This is a genomic window from Phyllobacterium sp. TAF24, from assembly GCF_052113785.1.
Classification (GTDB): Bacteria; Pseudomonadota; Alphaproteobacteria; order Rhizobiales; family Rhizobiaceae; genus Phyllobacterium.
This window is the reverse complement of sequence record NZ_JBFRDN010000016.1, coordinates 36,175-57,078: the sequence shown is the minus strand read 5'-3', so window position 1 is coordinate 57,078 and position 20,904 is coordinate 36,175. Positions and strand designations below refer to the sequence as shown.

Annotated in this window: 22 protein-coding genes and 1 pseudogene; 16 read left to right on the top strand and 7 right to left on the bottom strand. The window is 54.3% G+C overall.

Going from position 1 to position 20,904, the window contains the following annotated elements; translation table 11 throughout:
* The first annotated feature begins 55 nt into the window (after window positions 1–55).
* Together AB4Y96_RS15050 and AB4Y96_RS15045 are read left to right on the top strand one after the other, a co-directional pair.
* Window positions 56–1,585, top strand: a complete 1,530-nt coding sequence (locus AB4Y96_RS15050; protein WP_441918272.1) for a nucleobase:cation symporter-2 family protein — start codon at window positions 56–58, stop codon at window positions 1,583–1,585.
* 105 nt (window positions 1,586–1,690) lie between these two features.
* Window positions 1,691–2,125: a DUF1489 family protein gene (locus tag AB4Y96_RS15045; RefSeq protein WP_091884850.1), complete on the top strand. Its 435-nt coding sequence runs from the start codon at window positions 1,691–1,693 to the stop codon at window positions 2,123–2,125.
* Window positions 2,126–2,143: 18 nt separating this feature from the next.
* On the opposite strand, the gene AB4Y96_RS15040 is transcribed toward AB4Y96_RS15045, so the two are convergent.
* Together AB4Y96_RS15040 and AB4Y96_RS15035 are read right to left on the bottom strand one after the other, a co-directional pair.
* A complete protein-coding gene (locus AB4Y96_RS15040) occupies window positions 2,144–2,404 on the bottom strand; it encodes a hypothetical protein (protein WP_441918271.1) in 261 nt (86 codons plus the stop codon).
* Window positions 2,405–2,452: 48 nt separating this feature from the next.
* Window positions 2,453–3,868, bottom strand: a complete 1,416-nt coding sequence (locus tag AB4Y96_RS15035) for an SPOR domain-containing protein (RefSeq protein WP_441918270.1) — start codon at window positions 3,866–3,868, stop codon at window positions 2,453–2,455.
* Window positions 3,869–4,093: 225 nt separating this feature from the next.
* Here AB4Y96_RS15035 and AB4Y96_RS15030 point away from each other — a divergent pair, with 225 nt between their 5' ends.
* The 6 genes from AB4Y96_RS15030 to AB4Y96_RS15005 all read left to right on the top strand — a co-directional run bounded on the left by AB4Y96_RS15030 (window position 4,094) and on the right by AB4Y96_RS15005 (window position 9,619).
* Window positions 4,094–4,426: a phasin family protein gene (locus tag AB4Y96_RS15030; RefSeq protein WP_112529285.1), complete on the top strand. Its 333-nt coding sequence runs from the start codon at window positions 4,094–4,096 to the stop codon at window positions 4,424–4,426.
* Between the two features lie 197 nt (window positions 4,427–4,623).
* Window positions 4,624–4,977, top strand: a complete 354-nt coding sequence (clpS, locus tag AB4Y96_RS15025; protein WP_112529287.1) for an ATP-dependent Clp protease adapter ClpS — start codon at window positions 4,624–4,626, stop codon at window positions 4,975–4,977.
* A gap of 6 nt (window positions 4,978–4,983) precedes the next feature.
* Entirely contained in the window at window positions 4,984–7,458 is a 2,475-nt protein-coding gene (gene clpA / locus AB4Y96_RS15020) for an ATP-dependent Clp protease ATP-binding subunit ClpA (RefSeq protein ID WP_441918269.1), read from the top strand.
* 65 nt (window positions 7,459–7,523) lie between these two features.
* A complete protein-coding gene (locus tag AB4Y96_RS15015; RefSeq protein ID WP_441918268.1) occupies window positions 7,524–8,282 on the top strand; it encodes an AzlC family ABC transporter permease in 759 nt (252 codons plus the stop codon).
* Entirely contained in the window at window positions 8,279–8,626 is a 348-nt protein-coding gene (locus AB4Y96_RS15010; RefSeq protein ID WP_441918267.1) for an AzlD domain-containing protein, read from the top strand. The genes AB4Y96_RS15015 and AB4Y96_RS15010 overlap by 4 nt, the downstream gene beginning before the upstream one ends.
* A gap of 12 nt (window positions 8,627–8,638) precedes the next feature.
* The gene (locus AB4Y96_RS15005) at window positions 8,639–9,619 is read left to right on the top strand and encodes a phosphatase PAP2 family protein (RefSeq protein WP_441918266.1); all 981 of its coding nucleotides are present in this window, start codon (window positions 8,639–8,641) and stop codon (window positions 9,617–9,619) included.
* Between the two features lie 8 nt (window positions 9,620–9,627).
* Here AB4Y96_RS15005 and AB4Y96_RS15000 read toward each other — a convergent pair whose 3' ends face one another.
* The 4 genes from AB4Y96_RS15000 to AB4Y96_RS14985 form a co-directional block, all read right to left on the bottom strand.
* Entirely contained in the window at window positions 9,628–10,053 is a 426-nt protein-coding gene (locus AB4Y96_RS15000) for an HIT family protein (RefSeq protein WP_441918265.1), read from the bottom strand.
* Between the two features lie 65 nt (window positions 10,054–10,118).
* The gene (locus AB4Y96_RS14995; protein WP_441918264.1) at window positions 10,119–11,303 is read right to left on the bottom strand and encodes a GNAT family N-acetyltransferase; all 1,185 of its coding nucleotides are present in this window, start codon (window positions 11,301–11,303) and stop codon (window positions 10,119–10,121) included.
* A 114-nt stretch (window positions 11,304–11,417) separates the two neighbouring features.
* Window positions 11,418–12,137 (bottom strand): glycerophosphodiester phosphodiesterase, encoded by a 720-nt coding sequence (locus AB4Y96_RS14990; RefSeq protein WP_441918263.1) that lies wholly within the window; start codon window positions 12,135–12,137, stop codon window positions 11,418–11,420.
* A gap of 2 nt (window positions 12,138–12,139) precedes the next feature.
* Window positions 12,140–12,604, bottom strand: coding sequence for a RidA family protein (locus tag AB4Y96_RS14985; protein WP_091884544.1), 465 nt, complete (start codon window positions 12,602–12,604; stop codon window positions 12,140–12,142).
* A gap of 120 nt (window positions 12,605–12,724) precedes the next feature.
* Between AB4Y96_RS14985 and AB4Y96_RS14980 the strand changes: the two genes are divergently transcribed.
* Window positions 12,725–13,549 carry a cell envelope integrity EipB family protein gene (locus tag AB4Y96_RS14980; RefSeq protein ID WP_091884542.1) on the top strand — a complete coding sequence of 275 codons (825 nt, stop codon included), beginning with the start codon at window positions 12,725–12,727 and terminating at the stop codon, window positions 13,547–13,549.
* Between the two features lie 488 nt (window positions 13,550–14,037).
* On the opposite strand, the pseudogene AB4Y96_RS14975 reads toward AB4Y96_RS14980, so the two are convergent.
* Window positions 14,038–14,364 (bottom strand): annotated as a pseudogene (locus AB4Y96_RS14975) (helix-turn-helix domain-containing protein); the annotation flags it as partial.
* Window positions 14,365–14,613: 249 nt separating this feature from the next.
* On the opposite strand from AB4Y96_RS14975, the gene rpsB reads away from it, so the two are divergent.
* The 7 genes from rpsB (at window position 14,614) to rseP (ending at window position 20,702) form a co-directional block, all read left to right on the top strand.
* Window positions 14,614–15,408 carry a 30S ribosomal protein S2 gene (gene rpsB / locus AB4Y96_RS14970; RefSeq protein ID WP_441918262.1) on the top strand — a complete coding sequence of 265 codons (795 nt, stop codon included), beginning with the start codon at window positions 14,614–14,616 and terminating at the stop codon, window positions 15,406–15,408.
* Window positions 15,409–15,525: 117 nt separating this feature from the next.
* The gene (tsf, locus tag AB4Y96_RS14965; protein ID WP_441918261.1) at window positions 15,526–16,449 is read left to right on the top strand and encodes a translation elongation factor Ts; all 924 of its coding nucleotides are present in this window, start codon (window positions 15,526–15,528) and stop codon (window positions 16,447–16,449) included.
* Window positions 16,450–16,550: 101 nt separating this feature from the next.
* A complete protein-coding gene (gene pyrH / locus AB4Y96_RS14960) occupies window positions 16,551–17,273 on the top strand; it encodes a UMP kinase (RefSeq protein ID WP_091884534.1) in 723 nt (240 codons plus the stop codon).
* A 69-nt stretch (window positions 17,274–17,342) separates the two neighbouring features.
* A complete protein-coding gene (gene frr / locus AB4Y96_RS14955) occupies window positions 17,343–17,903 on the top strand; it encodes a ribosome recycling factor (RefSeq protein ID WP_091884531.1) in 561 nt (186 codons plus the stop codon).
* A gap of 39 nt (window positions 17,904–17,942) precedes the next feature.
* Window positions 17,943–18,662, top strand: coding sequence for an isoprenyl transferase (locus tag AB4Y96_RS14950; RefSeq protein WP_091884529.1), 720 nt, complete (start codon window positions 17,943–17,945; stop codon window positions 18,660–18,662).
* Window positions 18,659–19,510: a phosphatidate cytidylyltransferase gene (locus AB4Y96_RS14945; protein WP_091884527.1), complete on the top strand. Its 852-nt coding sequence runs from the start codon at window positions 18,659–18,661 to the stop codon at window positions 19,508–19,510. The genes AB4Y96_RS14950 and AB4Y96_RS14945 overlap by 4 nt, the downstream gene beginning before the upstream one ends.
* Window positions 19,511–19,571: 61 nt before the next feature.
* Complete coding sequence (gene rseP / locus AB4Y96_RS14940) at window positions 19,572–20,702, top strand: RIP metalloprotease RseP (RefSeq protein ID WP_441918310.1); 1,131 nt, start codon at window positions 19,572–19,574, stop codon at window positions 20,700–20,702.
* Window positions 20,703–20,904: the final 202 nt, after the last annotated feature.

Here is a 20,904-nt window from a genome sequence, read left to right as displayed (position 1 = left end):
CGCCCGATCAGTGACATCTGGTTGGGCTGCACAAAGGTATTGGGAGGACACTACCTTGGCATCAAATTTACATGGGAATACACCGCAAGAACGACCTGAAGACGAAAATCTGGGAATAGCGGCCAATCTGGCCTACGGCTTTCAACATGTCCTGACCATGTATGGCGGGATCATCGCCGTTCCGTTGATCTTGGGACAGGCGGCAGGATTGTCGCCGAACGATATCGGCCTGCTAATCACCGCATCGCTCTTTGCTGGAGGGCTGGCCACGATCCTGCAAACGATAGGCTTGCCCTTTTTCGGCTGCCGATTGCCCCTTGTTCAGGGCGTATCGTTCTCGGGTGTAGCCACAATGGTTGCCATAACAGGCAATGGAGGGATCGGGGCCGTACTGGGTGCTGTCATGGTCGCTTCGTTCATAGGGTTGTTAATCACACCAATCTTCTCAAGAATCACCCGGTTTTTCCCACCATTGGTCACCGGAATTGTGATTACGACTATTGGCCTGACGCTTATGCCTGTTGCAGCGCGCTGGGCGATGGGCGGCAACAGCAAGGCGCCGGATTTTGGCAGCATGGCCAACATCGAGCTGGCGGCTCTGACTTTGGTTATCGTGCTTCTGCTCAGCAAGGTCGGCAGTGCCAGGATTTCACGGCTTTCGATTCTATTGGCCATCGTCATCGGAACGCTCATTGCACTGGCACTTGGCATGACCGACTTCTCGAAAGTAAGCGACGGACCGATTGTCGCCCTGCCGACGATTTTTCAGTGGGGCTATCCAACCTTTCAACTTGCGGCGATCATTTCCATGTTCATTGTCATTATGGTGACTTTGGTCGAGACATCGGCTGACATTCTGGCCGTCGGCGAGATCATCGAGACCAAGGTGGACTCGCGCCGCCTCGGCGATGGTCTGCGCGCCGACATGCTTTCAAGCCTGATCGCGCCGGTCTTCGGTTCGTTCACCCAAAGCGCCTTTGCTCAGAATGTCGGACTGGTTGCGGTAACGGGCATCAAGAGCCGCTATGTGGTGGCAACGGGTGGGCTATTTCTGGTCGGCCTTGGTTTGCTGCCCGTCATGGGCCGCGTTGTCGCCGCTGTGCCAAGTGCTGTGCTTGGTGGTGCCGGAGTGGTTCTTTTCGGCACGGTGGCCGCAAGTAGCATCAGGACACTCTCCAAGGTCGATTACAAAAACAATATGAACCTGATTGTTGTCGCCACATCGCTTGGCTTTGGCATGATCCCGATTGCTTCGCCAACCTTCTACGATCATTTCCCCAGCTGGTTTGCCACGATTTTTCACTCGGGCATCAGCTCGGCAGCGCTCATGGCAATTACATTGAACATCGTGTTCAACCATTTGACCGCCGGGAATTCGGATCAGCAGTCGGTTTTTGTTGCGGGAACAGAGCGCGTGCTGCGGTATCAGGATATCGCCGAGCTGCACGATGGCGATTATTTTCTCAACGGCAAGCTATATGATGCGCAGGGAACGGAAGTGCCTGTTGTTGCGCCGGATCACCCGGCGGTCGTTTCCAAGCGGCAGACTCCGGGTGGAAGCGCCATCGCGGCAACCGGTCACTAAGTGTTTACCGAGGTCGGCGGACGAAATCACCGCGTTCGCTGACCCTTTGTGGAGAACCCATGGGTTTTGGTTGACCTTGGCACGCGAAAGCGTCAATTCTCTCCCATGGCTCTCAATCTTGTTAAACTTTGCGTCGGCTGCACTGCGATCGAAGATCTTGCAGCATGGATCGATTTTCGGCTCGATGAGCGCAGGCGCGCCGGTCTGTCGCCGGAACAGTTTCACACCACGCGCATGGTGCCCAAGCGGGTCGAGGAATTGTTGGCGGGCGGATCGCTCTATTGGGTGATCAAGGGCAATGTCCAATGCCGACAGATACTGACTGATATCCGCACCTTTACTGATGATGAGGGAATTTCCCGCTGTCATCTGGTGCTTGATCCAAGAATTATCGTGACGGAATGGCAACCACGCCGGGCATTTCAGGGGTGGCGGTATTTGACAAGCGAAGATGCGCCTGCAGATGAAGGGCAGGGCAAAGGCCGGGCCAAATTGCCGCCGGAACTGCGCAACGAACTCGCGTCATTGGGACTGCTTTAAAACAAGCTCAGTCGAGTCTCAGGAAATTTTCAAACGGACTGCCGAAACGCCGTTGCGATTACCGGAGTGAATACGCACATTGACTTGCGGCAGTGCTGCTCGGCGGGTTCTGGCCGCCTGACACAGCAGAATATTCACCAGATCCATTGTCTTGAACGGCGAATTGCCACGCCTGAGATCGGCAATACGTTGCGCCGCCTGTTGCAAACCGCCAAACAGCGACCGTGATTCCTTGCCGGTGATACCGGCGGGGCGATGGAAATCATTGACAATAGACATTCGCAAAACCCTCTACTTCAGACACTTGGGTCTTTCGGATCGTTTGCCTTACGATTGCGGCGCAATCGCAAAGCAGTTGAAATTCTGGCGCTTCAGCGCAACACACGCGCTGTTCGCCGCCTTGGCAGAAGCAATCCCGGCAAAACGGGCGCGGTAGTAAGTCGCCGAACCCTTCTGGAATTTTTCCGTATAGATCGAGAGTGACGCCACAGGACCACCGACTTCAGATGCAGCGCGGGAAAGAATTGCCTTGGCTTCGTCAGCGCTGCCCATTGAGCCGATCTGCACCATCCAGCCGCTGGCCGAACCCTTGTCCGGAGCCGAAGCAGTGGTCACAGGATCAACCTCGGCAACGTCTTCTTCAGCTGTATCAACGCGCGCTGTTGGAGTTGGAACACGCAGGATCTGGGCGGCTGGAGATGATTGCGCCGGAGCGGAGGCGTAGGCGGTTGCAGTCACGACATTGTTGGTTTGCGCCACAACCTCGTCACGCTGGACCGGCATTGGGGCATCTTCCTCATCAGGAAGATCCACCGCTGCGACCTGAACCTTGCTGTTCTTGCGGGAGGCAAGCAGGTTGCCGCCGTCACGACGCGATGCGCCCGGAAGATATTGTTCGATCAGCTTGGCCATCTGGGCATCACGGGCACCGCCGCTTGTGCCGCCCATGACAACAGCAACCATCTTCTTGCCGTCAACATTGACCGAGGAGACGAGATTGAAACCGGAATCACGCGTATAGCCGGTCTTGATACCGTCAACACCGCGTACCTTGCCAAGCAAGCGGTTGTGACCGGCAATGCGGCGACCGCGATAGTTGAAGGCGCGGGTCGAGAAGTAATCGTAATATTGCGGGAAATGCTCACGCAGGGCGATGCCGAGCAGAGCCAGATCGCGCGCCGATGAGCGCTGTTGCGGGTTTGGCAACCCCGATGCATTGCGGAATGTGGTGTTGCGCATGCCGAGCTGGCGCGCCTTGTTGGTCATCATCTGCGCAAAGCGCTGTTCTGAACCGCCGAGATACTCGCCAATCGCGGTGGCTGAGTCGTTGGCCGATTTGGTGATGACGGAGAGAATCGCTGCTTCCGCGCTGATCGTCTGACCGGGCTTGAAGCCGATCTTTGTCGGTGGCTGGCCCGCAGCATAGGCTGAAACCGGAATTGGCGTCGACTTTGATACCCTGCCGGCTTCCATGGCTTCAAACAGCATATAGAGCGTCATCATCTTGGTCAGCGACGCTGGAAAACGCTGCGCATCCGCGTTGGATGAATAGAGCGTCTTGCCGGTGTTGGCATCTACAACAATGGCAGAAGCCTTTGATGATGCCTCAGCTTTCGGGGCTTCAATGAAGCCTATTCCGGAAGCGAGCGCCAAGGCCAGGAATGCATGTGATAGTTTGGTATAAAGTCTGGAACCTTGGCGGGCTGGATAAAGCACAATCAACACCTGCTCATACTGAAGCATATATGGAATTTAACTGACGTAATGTTTCGTCAGATACGGATCGTGCGACTTTAGACGCAACAGCGTTACCAAACTGTTTATGGTAACCGGGAAGTTCACGAATTCCGTGGCGTTCGATCTTTTAAAATTGCTGATAATTATTGCAGTGCACAATAAAATTGACTTTTTGTGCATCGCACCCTAAATGAGGGCCAAGAGGAAAATTCATCCAAGGAAGGATTTATCATGGCCAATCCGTTTGAAACTCTCAATGAGTCCGGCAAGGAATTCGTCAACAACTCCCTGAAGAGCGTATCCGTTCTTTCGCAGGGCCTGCAGACGATCGCCAATGAAGCCGCTGACTACTCCAAGAAGTCTTTCGAAGACGGTACAGCGCTCGTTGAAAAGCTCGGCACCACCAAGTCGGTAGAGCAGCTTTTCGAAGCGCAGACTGCATTCTCCAAGAAGGCTTACGAGGCTTTTGTTGCTCAGGCCACCAAGTTCGGCGAGCTTTATGCTGACCTCGCCAAGGAAGCTTACAAGCCTTACGAGGCTGCGGTTGCCAAGGTCACCAAATAATTCCAGATTTATTTCTGGGTCTGACAAGGTCCGGTTGCGCGCGCAACCGGACTTTTTTTGTTTCTAACGCCCAAAACAGGCTGTGCAGCGGCAAGTTGATATTGCATGCTTCGAGAGAGGGCTTAAAATCGACGCGTTGCAACCTACATAGGATACACAGGGCAACACATGACCACCAAATGCGGGTATTGGAAGAGATGAAGCGGTTTGCACCAACAATGCAAGATGACGACAAAGGCAGCGGCAATGGCCCCGGCCGGGGAACAGCTGTCATCACAAGAACCAAGCCCAAACTCAAGAAGCCGAGTCTTTACCGGGTGTTGCTCCTGAATGACGATTACACTCCCATGGAATTCGTCATTCACGTTCTGGAACGCTTTTTCCAGAAAAACAAAGAAGATGCCACGCGCATCATGCTTCATGTGCATAATCATGGAGTCGGAGAGTGTGGTGTCTTTACCTATGAGGTCGCGGAGTCCAAGATGACCCAAGTCATGGACTATGCGCGGCAAAACCAACATCCGCTGCAATGCGTGATGGAGAAAAAGTGAGGTTTCATGCCATCTTTCTCACCTAGTCTGGAGCGGGCCCTCCATCAGGCGCTGACAATCGCGAACGAGCATCATCATGAATATGCAACGCTGGAGCATCTGCTCCTTGCGCTCATTGATGATCAGGACGCGAGCAGTGTCATGCGCGCCTGCAATGTTGACCTCGCACAGCTAACCCGCACCGTGACCGATTATGTCGATCACGAGCTGGATAACCTTGTCACCGGGTATGACGAGGATTCAAAGCCAACTGCCGCGTTCCAGCGCGTCATCCAGCGCGCCGTTATTCACGTTCAATCCTCCAACCGTGAAGAAGTAACCGGCGCCAATGTTCTTGTGGCGATTTTCGCCGAGCGGGAAAGCCATGCGGCATTCTTCCTGCAGGAACAGCAGATGACGCGTTACGACGCGGTCAATTACATCTCCCATGGCATCTCGAAGCGCCCCGGCGCTGCCGAGCCGCGCACCCCCTTGGGTGCGGAGAGCAATAATGAAGAAAACCACGCTGCCGAGTCGGAAGAGGGCGCAACAAAGAAGAAGCAGGATGCCCTGACGGCCTATTGCAATAATCTGAACGACCGGGCGAAAGCAGGCAAGATCGATCCATTGATCGGCCGTGATCAGGAGATCAACCGGACAATTCAGATTCTGTGCCGCCGTTCGAAGAACAACCCGCTCTATGTCGGTGATCCCGGTGTTGGCAAGACAGCCATCGCCGAAGGTCTCGCCAAGCGGATTGTCGAAGGCAAGGTTCCCTCCGTCTTGGCGGATGCCACGGTGTTTTCGCTCGATATGGGTACGCTGCTTGCCGGAACACGCTATCGCGGTGATTTCGAAGAACGTCTGAAGCAGGTCATCAAAGAACTCGAGGAGTTTCCGGGTGCCATCCTGTTCATCGACGAGATTCACACGATCATCGGTGCTGGGGCTACTTCAGGCGGCGCAATGGATGCGTCCAACCTTCTGAAGCCTGCGCTATCGTCGGGAGCCATTCGTTGCATCGGTTCAACGACTTACAAGGAATTCCGCCAGTTCTTCGAAAAGGACCGGGCGCTTGTTCGCCGTTTCCAGAAAATCGATGTCAATGAACCATCCATCCCGGATGCCATTGAGATCATGAAGGGTCTTCGCCCGTATTTTGAAGACTTCCACAAGGTCAAATACACGGTGGAAGCGATCAAATCGGCGGTCGAATTATCGGCACGCTATATCAACGACCGCAAATTGCCCGACAAGGCAATCGATGTGATCGATGAAACGGGTGCGAGCCAGATGCTTCTGCCTGAGTCGAAGCGCAAGAAGTCCATTGGCGTGAAGGAAATCGAGGCAACCATTGCCACGATGGCCCGTATCCCGCCAAAAACCGTGTCCAAGGATGACGAAGCGGTTCTGTCCAATCTTGAGGCTGAACTGAAGCGCGTTGTCTATGGTCAGGATCTGGCGATTGAAGCCCTGTCATCCTCGATCAAGCTGGCCCGCGCTGGCCTACGCGAACCGGAGAAGCCAATTGGCTCCTACCTGTTCTCAGGTCCTACCGGCGTCGGCAAAACCGAAGTTGCCAAACAGTTGGCTGCGTCGCTCGGCGTGGAACTCCTGCGTTTCGACATGTCTGAGTATATGGAGCGTCACACGGTCTCGCGTCTGCTTGGTGCACCTCCCGGCTATGTCGGCTTTGACCAGGGTGGTCTTTTGACTGATGGCGTTGATCAGCATCCGCATTGCGTGCTGCTGCTCGATGAAATCGAAAAGGCCCATCCGGATCTGTTCAACATCCTGTTGCAGGTCATGGATCACGGCAAGCTGACGGATCATAATGGCAAGCAGATTGATTTCCGCAATGTCATTCTGATCATGACAACCAATGCCGGTGCGTCCGATGCGGCCCGTTCGGCCATCGGTTTCGGCTCTTCGCGTCGTGAAGGCGATGATATGGAAGCGATCAACCGGCTGTTTACGCCGGAGTTCCGCAACCGTCTCGATGCCATCATTCCGTTTGGTCCGCTGCCGATTCCGGTCATCCACCAGGTTGTGCAGAAATTCGTCATCCAGCTTGAGGCACAGCTTGCCGATCGCGGCGTGACGTTTGATCTGAAGCCTGAAGCAATCGCCTGGCTGGCCGAGAAAGGCTATGACGACCGTATGGGCGCCCGTCCGCTTGGCCGTGTCATTCAGGAATACATCAAGAAGCCATTGGCTGATGAAGTCCTGTTTGGCAGGTTGAAGAAGGGTGGCACGGTTGTTGTCTCGGTTGCCGAGAAGGCCGATGGCTCGAAGGGGCTTGTTCTGGATTACATCGCCGATGAAGTGGCGGTGAAGCCCAAGCAGGAGATTGCAACTCCGAAAAAGCCGGTGGCGAAGAAGAAGCCTTCTCCGAAGAAGCCGGTGCTCGAAAAGGTGACGGCCGGACCATCTATTGCCGATGATCCGACACCGCCATCACGCGGCAAAGCATCGGTGCCGAAAGTACCACGCAAGAAATAATGAAAAGGCCGCCCTTGGGCGGCCTTTTTCTTGCTGGCATGACAGGATCGGGTTATCGGTTGGATATGGCCGATTCCGAATTTTCTCCCTTGCCAGAACAGGAAGACGATAGCCTGAGAACACGGTTCTCATGGTTTCTCTCCGGCGCATCGATGATTTTCAGCATACCGGCCTTCATCCTCATGACGGCGCATGTGGGTTTTGCCGGTTTTGCCAGCGAGAACGGCGTTTCCCTGTTGCAGGCGAGCTTCATGGTCGCGGCAATCTGGGCGCTTCCGGCCAATATTGTTCTGATCGGCGCAATATCAGGAGGCTATTCACTTCTTGGAGCAGCCATTGCTGTCGCCCTGTCATCAATACGGCTGATGCCGATGGTGGCTGCGTTCATTCCGGAAATGCGCGGTCCAAAGACGCGCAGGATTACGCTGCTGTTCCTGTCGCATTTCATTGCGGTTACCGCCTGGGTGATGGGCATGGAGCGCTTCCAGCACATTCCGCGCAATATGCGTACGAGTTATTTTGCCGGGCTCGGCATGACGCTGACTGCGACCAATTCGCTTGTTGTCGCGCTTGTCTATTTTCTCTCGACGGACTTTCCGCCGATTGTCTTTGCAGCGCTGTTCTTTTTAACGCCCATGTATTTCCTGACATCACTATGGGGGTCGGCGCGTGACCGGTCTATCCATGTGGCCATGGTGTCCGGCCTCGTATTGTTTCCGCTCATTCATCATCTGGCACCGGCCTATGATCTTTTGCTGACAGGTTTTGCCGGGGGCGCGGCGACCATGGCTTATGTCAGGTGGGCGAGGGCGCGCGCATCATGACCTGGCACAGCCTGACCGACTGGTGGTGGCCCTATCTCTTCATTCTGCTGGCTGGCTGGCTGCCGACCGATATCTGGCGCTATCTCGGTGTTTTGATCGGCGGCAAGGTGCGCGAGGATTCCGATGCGCTCATCGCTGTGCGCGCTGTTGCCACAGCACTTGTTGCCGGCGTGATTGCCCAGCTTATTCTCTATCCGAGTGGATCGCTTGCCGAGTCCTCGATTTTCCTGCGTATTGGCGCAGCCGCCGTCGGGTTTCTGGCCTATTTGCGTCTTGGCCGTCATGTCATTGTAAGTGTGATTGCTGCCGAAATTGTTCTTATTACGGGGCTCTATTTTTTATAAAACTTGAATCATTTGGATTCAGCCATCCTTAAACGAGGCTGGGTATATTGGACCCACATAAAGGGCTCCAAGATGAATTTGCATCCGGCTGAAAAGATTTGCGCTGGCATCATTGCCACCTTGTTGGTTTTCGACGCCATCCTCATTCCTGTCAGAGGCGTTGGCGTAGACTGGATTAATTATGCCCTGATGTCCGCAATCGGGCTAACGGCAATTGGTGTTGGGCAATTTTATCGCACAGTGCGTCCGGAAGAAAAGATTGCTTTGGCGGCAACCGCGTCGGGTCTGTTCATTCTTTTCACGATTGTGGGCTCAGTCTTCAATTACCTGCTGCTGCCAGTTGGCGAACTTCACGATATGGCGTTCATTGTCTTGGACCGCGCATTCGGCTTCCAATGGCTCGATTTTCTGAATGCCGCGGCGGAAGTGCCGCTATTGAGTCTTATTTTGCGGGTTGTCTATGCGAGTTCGCAGATGCAGCTGATCTTGGTTGTTTTACTTCTGGGCTTTAGGGGAGAAGCTCGGAATCTACATCAATTCCTGCTGTGTGGTATGATTTCGGCTTTCATAGCGATTTTGATCTGGTGGATGTTTCCAAATTCCACGCCAGCTGCCTACTACGTGCTTTCCGATGAAACGGCACGAATTATCCAACCCGCAGTTGACCATACCTACGGACTGGAACTCGTGCGGCTTGCCAAGGAAGGTGTCCGTTTCATTTCACCGCGCGATACTCTCGGACTGATTTCATTTCCTTCGTTTCATACGGTGATGGCTTGTTTATCCGTTTGGTTTACACGCAGAATTCACTATCTGTTTCCGATTTTTGTCGTGATCAATATCCTGATGATCCCGGCAATTATTATCCAGGGTGGACACAATCTGGTCGACGTCATCGCCGGAGTAGCCGTTTTCGCTACGGCTCTTTTCAGCGCAAGGGCGACGCTTGGCACCATAAAAAGTTCGGCGCAGGGCGTTTTCGCGACAACTTAGCTGAACCCCTAAGCCAGCGCCTGCCTGATCTTGTCCGCATTTGCCGCAAGCACGCCCTGATCTTCCATCTGTCCGGTATGGGGCTTCAATGCGACACCCTCAAAACGTGGAATAATGTGAAAATGCAGATGGAAGACCGTCTGGCCGGAGGCCGGTTCATTGAACTGGATCACAGTCACGCCATCCGCATTGAACGCTGATTTAACAGCGCGCGCGAGTTTCTGCGTCGTGGCGATCACCGCCGCGAGGCTGGCTGGCGCAACATCCAGAATATTGCGCGACGGTACCTTCGGTATTACCAGACAGTGGCCATTGCCCTGCGGCATCACATCCATGAAGGCAAAAGTGTCGACATCCTCATAAAGCTTGTGCGAAGGAATTTCACCGCGCAGGATTTTTGCGAACACATTGTTGTCGTCATAGGTCTGGCTCATGGGGCACCCGTTTTGTCTCAGTGATGAATCGGATGTTTGCCATGTGACGCTACAAGGTCAAGCGTTCAACAGTCGGATTTCTTGAACGGAGCATGTTCATTGAGAACTTCGCTCATCATGGCAACCTCATTGCGCTCCTGTTCGAGAAAGCCCGCAATGGCACGGCGCAGACCCTCATGCGCGATATAATGGGCGGAGTGGGTTGTTACCGGCAAATAACCGCGTGCAAGTTTGTGCTCACCCTGCGCACCCGCTTCAACCACATGCAGCTTGTGCGCAATGGCGAAATCAATGGCCTGATGGTAGCAGACTTCGAAATGCAGAAATCGATGATCCTCAATGCAACCCCAGTGGCGGCCAAAAAGCCTGTTGGAACCAATGAAATTAATGGCACCAGCGATATAGCGACCGTCGCGCCGCGCCATCATTAAAACGATGTCATCGGGCATGCGCTCGCCGATGAGACGATAGAACTCACGGTTGAGGTAAGGGCGACCCCATTTGCGGTTGCCGGTATCCGTATAGAAGGTGAAAAAGTCGTCCCAGACAGGTTTGGTCAGGGCACCGCCAGTCAGATGATCAATTGAAATGCCATTGGAAAGCGCCTCGCGCCGCTCGCGTTTCAATGCTTTGCGTTTGCGTGCGGCCAGAGTTTCCAGAAAATCATCATAGGTTTCATAGCCTTCGTTGAAGAAGTGAAACTGCTGATCGATACGATGCAGGAACCCGGCTTCGTTGAAAGCTGGCAGGTCGTCATCATTCACAAAGGTTGAATGCGCTGAGGAAACGCCAAGTTGTCCTGTCAATTGCCGCAGACCATTGGCAAGGGCAGCGCGAACAGCAGGACCATCCCAATCACGATGTGCAAGCAGGCGAGGGCCGGTCGCAGGGGTGAAAGGAATACTCGCCTGCAACTTTGGATAGTATCGTCCACCTGCGCGCTCGAAGGCGTCGGCCCAGCCGTGGTCAAAGACATATTCGCCCTGACTATGCCCCTTCAGATAGCACGGCACCGCGCCTATGACGGTTCCGGCCGCATCTTCTAGGCGGAGAAATTGCGGAAGCCAGCCGGATTTACGCTCGACGCAGCCGGAATCTTCCAATGCGGAGAGGAAGGCGTATGACAGAAAGGGATTATAATCAGGTGCATCTCTGGATGTGCCAGAAAGCTGCGACCATTCCTGCGCTGTAAACGCGCCGATACCATCGCCGACGCGCAAGGTAAACTCGCCCTGATCAAGATTTGACATTGGTGAATTAGATTCCCGACGTTGCCGGCAGGATAAAATCGCCTCGCTGCCTTTGTTTAAACTAGGTATTTCACCCGGCGATACAAGAGGCGGCGAGGCATAAGATAAGCTCATTCAAGCCGTTCGTGGATCAAATCCCTCAAACGTGATCTGATCAACATGCGCATCGCTTATCGCCTTGTCGTCAGGGCTGCGCACCGTCCAGGAAATCACCGGCAGACCAAGCTTGCCCTTCACAAAACCGATAAATCGATTTTCCAGATGGTGGACATTGTAGGAAACGAAATCGATATCGTAGGCAAGCATGGCGAAATGTTCTTCCAGATCGCTGTCCTTCAGCCCCTCGGCAGTGAGCCCGGCGGGAATACCGGGGGCATCCCTGCCAAACAATCTGATCAGGTGACGGTCGAAGGACATGATCGCCGCATCGCCCTCATAACCGGCCAAATCCTTGGCAACCGCCTTCACGAGACCATCATCACGTCCCGGAATGCCCTTGAGTTCGATGACAATGGGCACGCGTCCGGCAATAAGTTTTAGCGCTTCAGCCAGTGTCGGCACATGATCTTTGGTGCCACCGACCCGCAAGGCTGCGGCATCGGCAACCGAAACGTCGTGAATATTGCCTGATTTGCCAACCAGGCGATCCAGTGTGCCATCGTGGAAAACAACGGCTTCGCCATCGGAAGACAGATGCACATCGCATTCAATGGCAAAACCGGCGCTTGCCGCAGCGTCAAACGCAGAAAGCGTATTTTCCCACCGGGATTTGTTGAGGTCATGCAATCCGCGGTGGGCAATCGGCGTTTTCGTCAGCCAGTCCAAAGATGCCATAATCAGCGAACCTCAATAATGGCTTCGATTTCCACAGGCGCATTGAGTGGCAGAACGGCAGTGCCAACAGCCGAACGCGCGTGACGACCCTTATCGCCGAGTACCGCGACCAGCAGATCGGAAGCGCCATTGGCGACGAGATGCTGTTCGGTGAAATTGGCAGATGAGGCCACGAATACAGTGATCTTTACAACTTTCTCGATCTTTTCCAGATCGCCAAGCGCTGCCTTTGCCTGTGCGAGAATGTTGATGGCACAGGCTTTTGCCGCTTCCTGACCCTGTGCAAGCGTAAGATCAGCACCGAGCAAACCCGTGTGAATGAGTTTACCGCCTGCCAGTGGCAACTGTCCTGATGTCAGAAGCCAGGAGCCGCTTTGTGCAAACGGGACATAATTGGCTGCCGGTGCCGCGGCGACGGGGAGGGTGATGCCAAGCTCGTTTAGACGGCTGTCGATGGTGCTGCTCATGGGATTTCCTATCCTTATGTTGCGGAATCGCAATTGATTGTGAATGAAGTTGCGATTTTTGCCTCGCTTCCGCCAAGAGTTTTTTTAATATGCACATTCGAAAACTGGAGAATCTTGTCAATGCGTCTATTCCCCGTCCTCGTTTTCAGCATGAGCGCCCTCGGTCTTTCCGGATCATCCATGGCCCTTGCTGCTGGAACAGCGACTCTCGTACCACACCGCGCCATCTATGATCTCAAGCTTGATAATGCGCAGGAAAGCAGTGGTATCACGGGGCTAACAGGCCGCATGGTATACGAGTTCAATGGTTCGGATTGTGAAGGTTACACGACAAATTTTCGCTTTGTGACGCGCGTTGACATGGAAGAACAGCCACAACGGGTCACCGATCAGCAGACCACAACTTTTGAGTCGGGTGATGGGGCGAAATTTCGTTTCGTCAACAAGACGTTTGTCGACCAGAGCCTGACCAAGGAAGTGCGCGGCGATGCGCTATTGGCAAAAGACAAGACGGAAATTTCCCTGACCAAGCCCGATGCGAGCAAGGAAAATCTGGAACTGTCGCAGTTTCCCACGCGCCACATGCAGGAACTGATCGGGAAGGCGATTGCCGGAGACGTGTTCTACCAGACCAAACTGTTTGATGGTTCGGAGGATGCCGACAAGGTGATGGCAACGACGGTGGTCATCGGCAAGCCAGCCACGAGTGATCCGGATGACGAAACGAAGAAGATGGGACCGCTTGAGAAGGAAAACACCTGGCCGGTGTCCATCGCTTACTTCGATGATTCAGACAAATCCGAGGGCCTTCCAAGCTACCGCATCAATTTCAAACTCTATCGCAATGGCGTCACCCGCGACCTCAAGATGGACTACGGCGATTTCTCCATGACCGGAAAACTCGTCAACCTCGAGCTTTTCGACGCACCGAAATGTACGAAATAAGAATTACGCTGCTTTGGTGATGGGGAGATACGTTCTGCAACTGCAATGTTGGAGATGCAATCACCCCCCTCTGTCCTGTCGGACTACCGGGGCGAGCCACGGGTCTCGCCCGTCCTTCGGACCCCCCACAAGGGGGGAGATCAGCCTTCAATACAATCTTGCACAATCTGCAACGTTTCCAGTTGTGGGAAAGCGTTTATGTCAATGTGATCTCCCCCCTTGTGGGGGAGATGTCCGACAGGACAGAGGGGGGTGAGCACCACCGCAGCATGGTTCGTGGTTCGTGGTTCGACAAGCTCACCATGAGGGAGAGAGGTGATGAAAGGGAGTCAAGTTCTGCACCCGTTAAGCCGCAATCTTTGCGATTCAATCTCTGCGATTCAACCTCTGCGATTATCATTGCATCCTCACTCCCCCTCATGGTGAGCTTGTCGAACCACGAACCACGAACCACGCACCACATTCGTGCAACCTACTCCCCAACAACCGCTGATATCGAGCCGGACTGGAAGTCCGGCTTCGGTTGCGATATTGACAAGCGTATCCGAACTGAAGTGAGTGATCCGTCCTCGCAAAAAATCATGCGGGCCTCACAAAAGCTCAGTCAGGCAAGGTTGTGTTATTCCCCGACGCGATGCTGCTGCGGCTTGCGTTCGTTTCCAGCTCCTTACCTCTTGCTCAATCGCTACGAGTAAACTGGATCGCATGGACATGCTGGCAACTTCTCGAGGATTGGCTTCCAAAGCGTCCCAGATATTCGAAAAGCCTTCACATTTGATTGGTTTGATCAGAGAATCTCCTTGGCCATCGTCCATAAGAGAATAGCGAACAATCCCGAGATTGAATATTGAACCACAGTCGTAAGCCATGGCAGCAGTGCCTAAAGCGGCTAAAATCGCCTTTTCTCGCGCTTGCTCTTGCGTTTGCCGGGAATATCGATTAACAGCCGCTTCATTCCACACACGGGATTTGGGTTGATATCGGGAGAAATCCGATATGGCCTCCGGTGGCGGGTCTCCCGCCTCTTTCCTGTGGAGGTTAAACCGGAAAAGGAAAACTAAGAGATGGCATTGCCTGATTTCAGCATGCGTCAGCTCCTTGAAGCTGGCGTTCACTTCGGCCACCAGACACATCGCTGGAACCCGAAAATGGCACCATACATTTATGGTGACCGCAACAACATTCACATTCTTGACCTGGCCCAGACTGTTCCGCTGCTTCACCGCGCGTTGCAGAAGGTTTCCGACACCGTAGCCCGTGGCGGCCGCGTTCTGTTCGTCGGCACCAAGCGTCAGGCTTCCGATATCATTGCCGATGCGGCTACCCGTTCGGCTCAGTATTACGTCAATGCCCGCTGGCTCGGCGGCATGATGACCAACTGGAAGACGATTTCGAATTCTATTCAGCGTCTGCGCAAGCTGGACGAACTTCTTTCTGGCGATGCACAGGGCTTCACCAAGAAGGAACGCCTGAACCTCGATCGTGAACGCGAAAAACTCAACCGCGCTCTCGGCGGTATCAAGAACATGGGTTCGATCCCGGATCTGATCTTCATCGTTGACACCAACAAGGAAGCGATTGCGATTCAGGAAGCCAAGCGTCTTGGTATTCCGGTTGTCGCTGTTATCGATTCCAACTGCGATCCGGACCAGATCGATTTCCCGATCCCTGGCAATGACGATGCGTCGCGCGCTATTTCGCTCTATTGCGATCTGGTTGCCAAGGCTGCACTCGACGGCATTCTGCGTCAGCAGGGCTCGATGGGCATCGATGTCGGCGCGCAGGAAGAAGCTCCTGTCGAGCCAGCACTCGAAGAGCCAGCACAGGCTCCTGTACAGGACGGTGAAGCCTCCGCTTGAGGCTTCATATACCCGTCGTAACGGGTGACTAAAAACAATTGGATTGGCGCATGACGCGCCGCAAAGTTGGCATGCTGGTTTCTCCAGTATGCCTTCGCTTTGAGAAGAGGCGACACAATGAGCATTTCTGCATCACAGGTAAAAGAACTCCGCGAAATCAGCGGCGCTGGCATGATGGACTGCAAGACAGCCCTGACTGAAACCAATGGCGACATGGAAGCTGCTGTTGACTGGCTGCGTGCCAAGGGTATTTCGAAGGCAGACAAGAAGGCTGGCCGTACGGCTGCTGAAGGTCTGGTTGGCGTTGCAACGAACGGCAAGAAGTCGGTTGTTGTTGAAGTCAACTCCGAGACTGACTTCGTTGCCCGCAACGACGCGTTCCAGGAGATCGTTCGCAATGTTGCTAACGTTGCGCTTGGCACTGACGGCGTGACGGCAACTGTTGCCGCTGCAACTTATCCGTCGACAGGCAAGTCCGTTGTCGACACCATCAAGGATGCGGTTGGCACGATCGGTGAAAACCTGTCGTTCCGCCGTTCGGCAGCGCTCAGCGTCAATGAAGGCGTTGTGGCTACCTATATCCATAACGGTGTTTCCGATGGTCTCGGCAAGCTCGGTGTTCTGGTGGCTATCGAAACATCAGGTAACGCAGATGCTGCAAACGCATTTGGCCGTCAGGTTGCCATGCACGTTGCTGCAACCAACCCGCTTGCATTGACTTCGGGTGAAGTTGATCCAGCTGCCGTCGAGCGCGAAAAGGCTGTGTTCACAGAATCAGCCCGCCAGTCCGGCAAGCCAGAAAACATCATCGAAAAGATGGTCGAAGGTCGTCTGCGCAAGTTCTATGAAGAGGTTGTTCTTCTGTCGCAGGCTTTCGTTATCAATCCTGACCTGACTGTTGAAGCCGCGCTCAAGGATGCGGAAAAGGCAATCGGCGCACCAGCCAAGATCACGGCATTTGTCCGTTTTGCTCTGGGCGAGGGCATCGAGAAGGAAGCCACCGATTTCGCAGCCGAAGTTGCAGCAGCTGTGAAGAAGTAATTTCACAACTGATGAAATCAGAGGGCACCGCGTGACAACGCGGTGCCCTTGGTGTATCCGGGCTTCGAATATCTGAAATGCACGACTCTACGGGAGGTCTTATGGTTGGTACGGCTGTCTATAAACGCGTTCTGCTGAAAGCCTCCGGTGAAGCCCTTATGGGCGATCAGGGTTTTGGTATCGATGTTGCGGTTGCCGACCGTATTGCCAGTGATATTGCTGAGGCGCGAGCTCTGGGCGTCGAAGTTGGCGTTGTTATCGGCGGCGGTAACATTTTCCGCGGTGTTGCTGTCGCTTCCAAAGGCGGCGACCGGGTTACCGGCGACCATATGGGCATGCTGGCTACGGTGATCAATTCGCTGGCCTTGCGGACCTCTCTGGTCAAGATCGGTATCGATACGGTCGTTCTTTCCGCCATCGCCATGCCTGAATTGTGCGAAACTTTCTCCCAGAGACAGGCGACAGCCTATATGGACATGGGGAAAGTGGTTATTTTCGCAGGCGGCACGGGCAATCCATTCTTCACGACAGATTCGGCTGCAGCCCTGCGCGCTGCCGAAGTTGGGGCTGATGCCCTGTTCAAGGGCACCCAGGTTGATGGCGTTTACACCGCCGATCCCAAAAAAGACCCCGATGCAGTGCGCTTTGACCGACTTACCCACAAGGAGATGCTCGATCGCGGGCTTACTGTTATGGATACAACGGCAGTAGCCCTTGCGCGCGAGAACAATATCCCAATAATTGTCTATTCAATCCACGAAAAGGGTGGTTTTGCCGAAATTCTGCAGGGCAGAGGGCGGGCGACAATCGTATCCGACGATTGATCAATCATTCTGGCACAGGCTGACCGGAATACCGGCCAGACGAGCAGAAAGAATATAGGAGCAGTGAACATGAGTGATGCACTCGATTTGAATGATCTGAAGCGCCGTATGGACGGTGCTGTGCAGGCATTGAAACATGACCTTAATGGTCTGCGCACCGGGCGTGCGTCGGCAAGTCTGCTTGAACCCATCACTGTGGAAGCCTATGGCTCGAATATGCCGCTCAATCAGGTCGCCAATATCACCGTGCCTGAATCCCGCATGCTCGCCGTATCGGTCTGGGACAAGTCGATGGTCGGCAAGGTCGAGCGCGCCATTCGCGAATCTGGCCTTGGTCTTAATCCGATCACGGACGGCAATAATCTGCGCATTCCCTTGCCTGAGCTTAACGAACAGCGCCGCAAGGAACTGGTGAAAATTGCGCATCAATATGTCGAGCAGGCAAAGGTTGCCGCACGTCATGTTCGCCGTGATGGTATGGATGAGCTGAAAAAGCTCGAAAAGGACGGCGCAATCAGCCAGGACGATAACCGGGTTCTCTCCGAAAAAGTACAAAAACTGACGGATGAGACGATTACCGAGATGGATAAGGTCGTTGCCGTCAAGCAAGCGGAAATCATGCAGGTTTAGGTCGCTTTCGCCCTTTAATACCACCGGAGGTTGAGTGTCATGTCCAATCCGAGCCACATTGCCATCATCATGGATGGAAATGGCCGTTGGGCAAAGGCACGCGGTCTGCCGCGCGCGGCCGGACACAAGGCCGGTGTGGAAGCTTTGCGTGAAACCATTCGCGCCGCCGGAAAAATGGGCATTCCGTTTCTGACCCTGTTCGCATTCTCCTCGGAAAACTGGTCACGCCCGCGCTCTGAAGTTTCTGATCTGATGGGCCTGCTCAAACTGTTCATCCGGCGTGATCTGGCTGATCTCCACCGTGAAAATGTGCGTGTGCGCGTCATTGGCGAGCGCGAAGGCTTGGCCAAGGATATTCGCGGTCTGCTTGGTGAAGCCGAGACCCTGACCGAGAAGAACACCGCGCTGACCCTTGTCATCGCTTTCAATTACGGTTCACGTAACGAAATCACGCGGGCAGTGCAGAAAATCGTCGCTGAAGTTGCCTCAGGCACTTTGGCGCAGGCGGATGTCACTGCTGAGGCCATTGCGGCGCGGCTGGATACATCGGATATCCCCGATCCTGACCTGATCATCCGCACCAGCGGCGAGATGCGGCTTTCCAATTTCCTGCTGTGGCAGGCGGCCTATTCGGAATTTATGTTCCTGCCGTGCTACTGGCCAGATTTCCGCTCGACGCATCTGGCCGAGGCGATTGAGACATTTCACATGCGCGAACGGCGCTTTGGCGGGGTCAATCAGCAGGAAATCGCCCTGTGACGGCTTCGGGGGCATCTGCACCGGATAAGGGCCCCGGCCGTTTTTCCAATCTGTACAAGCGCACGTTCAGTGCGATTATTCTGATCGCGATTGCGGTTGCGCTGACATGGGTTGGCGGCTTGCCGTTCACGCTGATGGCCTGCGCTATCGGGCTCGGCGTTCTTTATGAATGGCATGCCATTACGGAACCACGTTCAAATGCTCTGACCCGCAGCGTTTCCTGGGTCTGTCTCATCATCGTGCTTGGTATGCTGATGCTGTCGCACAATGGCTTGCTGATCATTGCTGTCTTGCTGGCCGGATCGGCTCTGGTGGCTATCCTCGGCGGCAGGCAATACGGCATCTGGGCGGCTACAGGACTGCTCTATGCGGGATTTCCGTCCATAGCCCTGACATTTGTGCGCGGCGACACGGGCGATGGGTTTGCAGCCATTCTGTTCCTCTTTGCCGTTGTCTGGTCGACTGACATTTTTGCCTATTTCAACGGGCGCGCGCTCGGTGGCCCAAAGCTTGCGCCGCGCTTTTCACCCAACAAGACATGGGCAGGGGCAATCGGCGGCGCCGCAGCTGGTATTGCAGCTGGCGTAGCCTGTGCGGCATTTATAACACCGGCTGGCGGTGTTCCCATTCCGCTCATCGCTTTTGTGCTGTCGGTAACAGCTCAAATCGGTGATCTCGGCGAATCATGGGTCAAACGCAAATTTGGTGTGAAGGATTCGGGCCAGATGATTCCCGGTCACGGTGGCGTGATGGACCGGGTGGATGGACTTGTGGCGGCTGCGGCATTGCTGTACCTCATCGGGGCAATTCTGGTGAAACCGGAAACGCCTTACGATATTCTTTTCTAGCAGGCCAAACCCGGTCACCCTCTGATGGGTTGGGCGAGGCCCGGAGGACATTTTGACGGATATGCTGAGCTATCTTTTCGGCACGCACAGTTTGCTTATTGGTACGATTTTACCCTTTCTGATTGTACTAACGGTTGTGGTCTTCGTTCACGAGATGGGACACTATCTCGTCGGGCGTTGGTGCGGCATCGGCGTGAAAGCCTTTTCCATTGGTTTTGGCCCGGAACTGTTCGGCTTCAATGACCGCAGCGGCACGCGCTGGAAACTGTCGGCGATCCCCCTGGGCGGTTATGTCAAGTTTGCTGGTGACGAGAGCGTTGCGAGTTCACCGGTCGCTGCGACACAAAACATGAGCGCCGAAGAGCGGGCAGTTGCCTTTCATACCCAGCCGGTCTGGAAGCGCGCGGCAACTGTCTTTGCCGGACCTGCGTTCAATATTCTCCTGACCGTTGCAATCTTTTCCGTCTTTTTCGCTCTCTATGGTCGCATGGTTGCAGATCCCATGGTCGCTGAAGTGCGTCCGGGTGGCCCCGCCGCCGTGGCGGGATTTCAGCCTGGCGATCGCTTTATCAGTGTGGATGGCGACAAAGTTCAAACTTTTGCCGACGTACAGCGCCATGTTTCTGCACGGGCAGGCGATTCTCTGAAATTTGTTGTGGAACGCAACGGGCAGGAAGTGAACCTGACCGCAACACCGGAACTTGCAGAACAAAAAGACGCCTTGGGCAACACGGTGAAAGTGGCCGTTATCGGGGTCGTGAACAATCAGGAACTCGGTAATTTCCGCCGCATTACCTATAACCCAATCGAATCAGTCGGTCAGGCTGTGCGTGAAAGCGGTTTCATTATTGCCCGCACCGGCCAGTTCTTTGGCCGCTTCTTTGCCGGACGCGAGGACAAATGCCAACTCGGTGGACCGGTGAAAATTGCCACAATGGCGGGGCAGGCGGCCAGTCAGGGGGTTGATTGGCTGATTCAGCTGACCGCGATGCTGTCGATCGGCATTGGTTTGCTCAATCTTTTCCCTTTGCCACCGCTCGATGGGGGACATTTGATCTTTTATGCGGTTGAAGCTGTCATCAGAAGGCCGGTAAAACCCGCTGTTCAGGAGCTGTTTTTCCGTGCAGGCTTCCTTTTGGTGCTCGGATTTATGGGATTTGTTGTGTTTAATGATCTTTTCGCCTGTCGGTGACGAAAATTAAACATTAGTGAAAATTACAGGCGTGGGCTGGAAAAGCGTCATGATCTGTTTACTATAAGCGGTGAATGGCGTGGCATGGATGCCACGCTTTCGTGTGAAGTAAACAGATTTTAACCGTAAGCCTTGCGTGTATGTAAAAACCGGCTATGACGGTGTGCGAGTAAGTGCTTAGTCCGGGATCTCGCCCGGGGAC

Coding starts and splice junctions, on each gene's coding strand:
- rseP (WP_441918310.1), top strand. CDS start 19,572: ATGCTGAGCTATCTTTTCGGCACGCACAGTTTGCTTATTGGTACGATT.
- AB4Y96_RS15035 (WP_441918270.1), bottom strand. CDS start 3,868: ATGCTTCAGTATGAGCAGGTGTTGATTGTGCTTTATCCAGCCCGCCAA.
- AB4Y96_RS15000 (WP_441918265.1), bottom strand. CDS start 10,053: ATGAGCCAGACCTATGACGACAACAATGTGTTCGCAAAAATCCTGCGC.
- AB4Y96_RS15045 (WP_091884850.1), top strand. CDS start 1,691: ATGGCTCTCAATCTTGTTAAACTTTGCGTCGGCTGCACTGCGATCGAA.
- AB4Y96_RS14985 (WP_091884544.1), bottom strand. CDS start 12,604: ATGAGCAGCACCATCGACAGCCGTCTAAACGAGCTTGGCATCACCCTC.
- clpS (WP_112529287.1), top strand. CDS start 4,624: ATGAAGCGGTTTGCACCAACAATGCAAGATGACGACAAAGGCAGCGGC.
- AB4Y96_RS14950 (WP_091884529.1), top strand. CDS start 17,943: ATGTCCAATCCGAGCCACATTGCCATCATCATGGATGGAAATGGCCGT.
- AB4Y96_RS15030 (WP_112529285.1), top strand. CDS start 4,094: ATGGCCAATCCGTTTGAAACTCTCAATGAGTCCGGCAAGGAATTCGTC.
- frr (WP_091884531.1), top strand. CDS start 17,343: ATGAGTGATGCACTCGATTTGAATGATCTGAAGCGCCGTATGGACGGT.
- AB4Y96_RS15010 (WP_441918267.1), top strand. CDS start 8,279: ATGACCTGGCACAGCCTGACCGACTGGTGGTGGCCCTATCTCTTCATT.
- AB4Y96_RS15015 (WP_441918268.1), top strand. CDS start 7,524: ATGGCCGATTCCGAATTTTCTCCCTTGCCAGAACAGGAAGACGATAGC.
- rpsB (WP_441918262.1), top strand. CDS start 14,614: ATGGCATTGCCTGATTTCAGCATGCGTCAGCTCCTTGAAGCTGGCGTT.
- AB4Y96_RS15040 (WP_441918271.1), bottom strand. CDS start 2,404: ATGTCTATTGTCAATGATTTCCATCGCCCCGCCGGTATCACCGGCAAG.
- AB4Y96_RS14980 (WP_091884542.1), top strand. CDS start 12,725: ATGCGTCTATTCCCCGTCCTCGTTTTCAGCATGAGCGCCCTCGGTCTT.
- pyrH (WP_091884534.1), top strand. CDS start 16,551: ATGGTTGGTACGGCTGTCTATAAACGCGTTCTGCTGAAAGCCTCCGGT.
- AB4Y96_RS14995 (WP_441918264.1), bottom strand. CDS start 11,303: ATGTCAAATCTTGATCAGGGCGAGTTTACCTTGCGCGTCGGCGATGGT.
- clpA (WP_441918269.1), top strand. CDS start 4,984: ATGCCATCTTTCTCACCTAGTCTGGAGCGGGCCCTCCATCAGGCGCTG.
- AB4Y96_RS14990 (WP_441918263.1), bottom strand. CDS start 12,137: ATGGCATCTTTGGACTGGCTGACGAAAACGCCGATTGCCCACCGCGGA.
- tsf (WP_441918261.1), top strand. CDS start 15,526: ATGAGCATTTCTGCATCACAGGTAAAAGAACTCCGCGAAATCAGCGGC.